The organism is Microcystis sp. M53603_WE2 (genome assembly GCF_030065435.1).
Map to the genome: position 1 here is coordinate 1 of NZ_JASJFF010000144.1, position 2,734 is coordinate 2,734.

General features: G+C 44.3%; 1 protein-coding gene. It reads right to left on the bottom strand.

The window, feature by feature from the left end; all coding sequences use genetic code 11:
- Window positions 1-657: 657 nt before the first annotated feature.
- Complete coding sequence (locus PX481_RS03350) at window positions 658-2,400, bottom strand: FG-GAP repeat protein (RefSeq protein WP_288093668.1); 1,743 nt, start codon at window positions 2,398-2,400, stop codon at window positions 658-660.
- Between the last annotated feature and the right edge of the window lie 334 nt (window positions 2,401-2,734).

The following is a 2,734-nucleotide window of genomic DNA, read 5'->3' on the forward strand; positions in this document are numbered from 1 at the left end:
AACAGTCCACTCGCCTCAGTTTTCCAACAATTCCTATTTTTTCATAATTAGGGGTCTCAAGACCCCCCTAGCGGCCACCGAGAAAACCTTCACCAGCTAAGTATTTTTACTCAAGTCTCTGGAGGGGGACAGCTTATGTGACAGTTGAGGGTGCGGAATGTGGGCTAAAACTGAGAATTGCTGGAGGGAATCGCTTACTCTAGAGATTAATGACACTATAGCGGTAAGCGCTTGAGTGAGATACAAACCAAGCTTTGCCTAGCATGGTTTATAGCTCGTGACACTGTACCTCATACGACTGCACACCGCTATATCTGTTACAATCAGGTTAGTGATCACTATACAGCCAACTCTACGGAATCGCTCTGCTCCAGATACAGTCAACGGTACAGACATTTTCAAGCGAAAAATGTAACCAGTAGCCTCTTTTCAATTTTTTCTTAGAAGCGACCTGCAGTAAGGGTTTTGTTGATTTTTTAGTATTTATGTATGGGGGAAGTCCAGATATTTGAGTAAGCCAGACACGAGCCACAAAAAGATATTTATCAGAAAAGTCATCATCAAGCTAGAGGTTTAAAGACTGATTTGGGCTAATTATTTTTATTAATAAGTATTTTACACACTTCATACCAGGTAAGCAAGAGGGCTACGGCACTACTACCAAATCATTACCGGCAATTGGACGCTTGCTGCGCCAATCTCTGCCAATTTTAAAGAGTTATCTTCGATAGAAGTATTGCCACTGTCACCAAAGCCAGTAAAAAATTGTTTTGAGAATAGCCTATCAGCAGCCAGTTCAAAATCACTAATCTCATCTCCTTCAATTGAGAGATCGCTGAAAGTCTGCGGAGAAAACTGAGCATCATCAACCCCACCGAATAGGTTGTCATTGCTTGCTCCACCAGTGAGAGTATCCTTTGGCTTAATTCCCGTCAAGCTATCTGGATTGGACAAGAGCGAAGAAAGGGAATAAAGATATACAGAGCCAGAATCAGGCACTGGAGGAACTTCGTTATCATCTTGAAAAGCACTAACGGCTAAAGTATCGCCGTCAATTACTACCCGCTTGCCAAAAACATCACCCGCTTTTCCATCGATAGCGGTAAGTTTGTAAACTTGGGTCCAAACCCCATTAATTTTCTGAAAAATATAAACTGAACCCGAATCTACTCCTCGATCATCATCGTGGCGAGGACTAACGGCGATCGTGTTACCACTAATAGTAACAGACGTACCAAATTCTTCCCCCACTTGTCCATCGTTAGCAGTCAGTTTAGCTGTTTCTTGCCATTTTCCGTTTACTTTCTCAAAAACGTAGGCTGCACCTTTGGTTCCGCCACTTTCAGATGCTCCGACAACAATGGTGTTACCCTCAATAGCCGCTGGTGTTCCAAACTCATCTCCATTTTTTCCATCGCTGGCACTCAATTTTGCCGTTTCTGTCCAAATGCCATTAAGGTTTTCATAAATATAAACCGAGCCAGAGTTTGGTTGTGATGCATTGCTTTTGACTGCTCCGATGACAGCCTGATTACCATCGATATCGATATATCTACCAAAAAGAGCCCCCGGTGAGGGATCGCTGGCATAAATTTTGCCGGTTTCTGTCCAAATCCCATTAACGACGTTATAAACGTAAACACAACCTGAATCCAAGCCTTTCTGATCGGAGCTGCTAGCTCCGATCAGGATAGTGCCACTATCGGTGGAATCAAAAGAACTGCCAAAGCGATCTCCTTGTTTCCCATCACTCGGTCTAAGTTTGACTGTCTGCGTCCACAGTCCTCCACTCTCCCTGAAAATATACACGGCACCAGAACCTCTCTTCCAAGATCCGACAAAAGCTCTGCTGCCATTCAGCCTGATGGTGTCACCAAAGAGGTCTCCTGCTCTGCCATCTTTTGGCTTGAGTTTCGCTCTCTCCGTCCATACACCATTAATGTTATTAAATATGTAGGCTGAACCAGAGTCCAATCCATTGTCATCATCTCGAGCGGCTCCGACTAGGAGAGTATTGCCATCGAGGGAGACATTTTGTCCAAAGGAATCATAGGCTTGTCCGTCGCTGGCCGTGATTTTAACTAAAGAGTTATCTTCGATAGAAGTATTGCCACTGTCACCATCGTCGCCCCCCAAGCTATTGTCAAACATTTGACTAGCATCACCGAACAGAGCGTTACTATCCCCTGTTGCTCTCAGGTAATCTTTGCCGCCTTGGGTAAACTCAATCATGGCATTCCCTTCGCCATAGAGAGCGTTATAGTTTCTTCTTACTGCTAGGGAATCATCTCCAGCCAGCATTGGAGGTTCTAAAATCCCATTAATATCACCGTAGAACAACTCAGAGTCACCTAAATATTTTAGGTTATCGTTTACACCTGGTTGTCCTGAAATTGCCATGGTAGAAGTATCCTTAATCAAAAAAGTTTATCCGATTGACAATCCCCGAAGCGCTGAGGCGAGGGATTCTCGAAGCTCATCACCGTGCTTTCTGGTTTCCCCAGCCCACATCCTACACGATTATGTCCTATCCGAACCAGAAATGTTGAATCCGTACATAAAACTTTACATACAAGCTGACTAGAACAGGCGTTCGCTTAGAGAGATTAAATTTCCCTCTTGTGATCAAACCCACATTCCGCACCCTCAACTGTCACATAAGCTGTCCCCCTCCAGAGACTTGAGTAAAAATACTTAGCTGGTGAAGGTTTTCTCGGTGGCCGCTAGGGGGGTC

Bases quoted from the DNA above. Each gene is read 5' to 3' on its own strand.
- PX481_RS03350 (WP_288093668.1), bottom strand. From the start codon at position 2,400: ATGGCAATTTCAGGACAACCAGGTGTAAACGATAACCTAAAATATTTA.